The sequence below is a fragment of the Thermococcus sp. genome, assembly GCF_027012695.1.
GTDB lineage: Archaea > Methanobacteriota_B > Thermococci > Thermococcales > Thermococcaceae > Thermococcus.
The window spans coordinates 1-1,820 of record NZ_JALUYR010000100.1; the positions used below are offsets into that span (position 1 = coordinate 1).

General features: G+C 53.8%; 3 protein-coding genes. All 3 read right to left on the reverse strand.

Annotated elements, in window-relative coordinates; all coding sequences use genetic code 11:
- Positions 1-24: 24 nt before the first annotated feature.
- A complete protein-coding gene (locus MV985_RS07805) occupies positions 25-795 on the reverse strand; it encodes an ABC transporter ATP-binding protein (RefSeq protein WP_297465024.1) in 771 nt (256 codons plus the stop codon).
- On the reverse strand, positions 776-1,390 hold the full coding sequence (locus MV985_RS07810) for a flavodoxin domain-containing protein (protein WP_297465026.1): 615 nt from the start codon (positions 1,388-1,390) through the stop codon (positions 776-778). Before MV985_RS07810 ends, MV985_RS07805 begins: the two co-directional genes overlap by 20 nt.
- On the reverse strand, positions 1,387-1,820 hold a 434-nt coding region (locus MV985_RS07815), incomplete at its 5' end, for an iron ABC transporter permease (RefSeq protein ID WP_297465028.1). The genes MV985_RS07815 and MV985_RS07810, both read right to left, overlap by 4 nt.

A 1,820-nucleotide genomic window follows, 5' to 3' on the forward strand; every position in this document is an offset into this window, starting at 1 on the left:
GTAATCCCGCATGTCCTTCATCGCTCACACCTCTAACTTCGGCCTTAAAACGGTTTCACCGGAGCAGTCAACAAGCCTGAGCTCGACGCCGTAGGCCTCGCTTAAGAGCATCTCATCAAAGACTTCATCCGGTTTCCCCTGGGCAAGTATCCGGCCGTTCTTCATCAAAACCAGCCTGTCGGCGAAGAGGTAAGCGAGGTTGGGGTCGTGTATAACGAGGAGAACCCCCACACCCCCGTTGGCCAGCTTTCTGACCGTCTGAAGGACGAGGAGGGCGTTTTTTAGATCGAGCTCGCTCGTCGGCTCGTCGAGGAGCAGGTAATTCGGTGAGGTCATTAACGCTCTGGCCGTGAGTAAAAGCCTCCTCTGTCCACCGCTCAGCGAGGTGTAAGGTTTGTCAGCATAGTCCTCAAGGCCAAAGGTTTTGAGCAGTTCTAAAGCTCTCTTCCTATGTTTCTCACCAGGAGCGCCGAAGGTCCCAAGCTCCGGGGTAGCCCCAAGGAGGAGAAAGTCCAGAACCCTGAAGGGGAACGTTGGAAGGTGGTTTTGAGGGACGAAGCCGATGAGCTTTGCCCTCTCCTTTGGTGAGAGCCTGTGGACGTCCCTCCCATCAACCAAAACCCGCCCTTCATGTGGCCTCAGCGTTCCGTAGGTCAGCTTAAGCAGGGTGCTCTTTCCCGCCCCGTTAGGCCCTATTAACGCCACAAGCTCACCCGGATTAACCTTAAGGCTAACCCCCTCTATTCCGAAGTCCCCGTAGGAGAAGCCAACGTCTTCAGCCCATAGCCCTCTCAAGCTCCCTCACCTTCTCCATGAAATCGAAGTTCTTAGCTTTTTCAACCTCGCCCCGTTTGAAGTGCTTCCCGAACCAGTCGTAGTAGAGCAAAACCCTCCTCACGAACGCCTTGATGTCTTTCTCGTTGAAGAGGCTTTTCTTCTCAAGCTTTTCACCGAGGACCGCGTAGAACCTGACCATCTTTTTCCGGTCTTCCTCGCTCAGCTTATCCGGGTCTATCTCACCGCCGATTAGCGTCCCGTAGAAGGGCGGGACTTCAAAGGCCTCTATCAATGGCTGAGCGTAAGCTATTCCGCCGTGAAGCTTCCCCATGAAGACCGAACCCGCTAAATGCATCGCAACCAGGAAGAACGCCTTTGGAACGTCCTCAAGTTCCTCCCTGTGTTTCTCAACCCACTCCATTAAATCCCAGTGCGGGCCGTCGCGGTAAACTGGCGCACTCAGGATTATGAGGTCATAGTTAGTTGGTGACGGGTCATCCTTGACATGAGCGACCTCGACCTCATGATTTCTCTCCTCAAAGAGCTTTTTAACCAGCCCAACGGCCTTTTCCGTCGTTCTATAACGGGTTGTGTAAACTATGAGAATCCTCAACTCCACCCACCCCCGGTCTTTCTGAGAAGATACCCGAAGAATGGAACGCCGACGAGGGTCGTTATTATCCCTACGGGAACATCGCCGGGGAGAAGTCTAACGACAACATCCGCCAAAACCATCACCGTTATTCCTATTGAGATTGTCGCGGGAATTAGTCTCGAGTGCTCCGGGCCTACGAGCATCCTCGCTATGTGGGGAACAATTAATCCAACCCAGCCGATTATCCCGGTGAAGGAAACTACAAGGGTGGTCATCAGGGCCGAGATGAAAACGAAAAGGCCCCTCCACAGGTGAACGTTCAGGCCCAAAAGCTCCGCCTCATCTCCAAGGCTCATCGCGTTGAGGTTCCAGCGAAGGAGGAAGAGGACAAACGCTAAGATGAGAACGCCGGGAAGGGAGTAAGTCACTGTCCTCCAGTCTGCGTTCG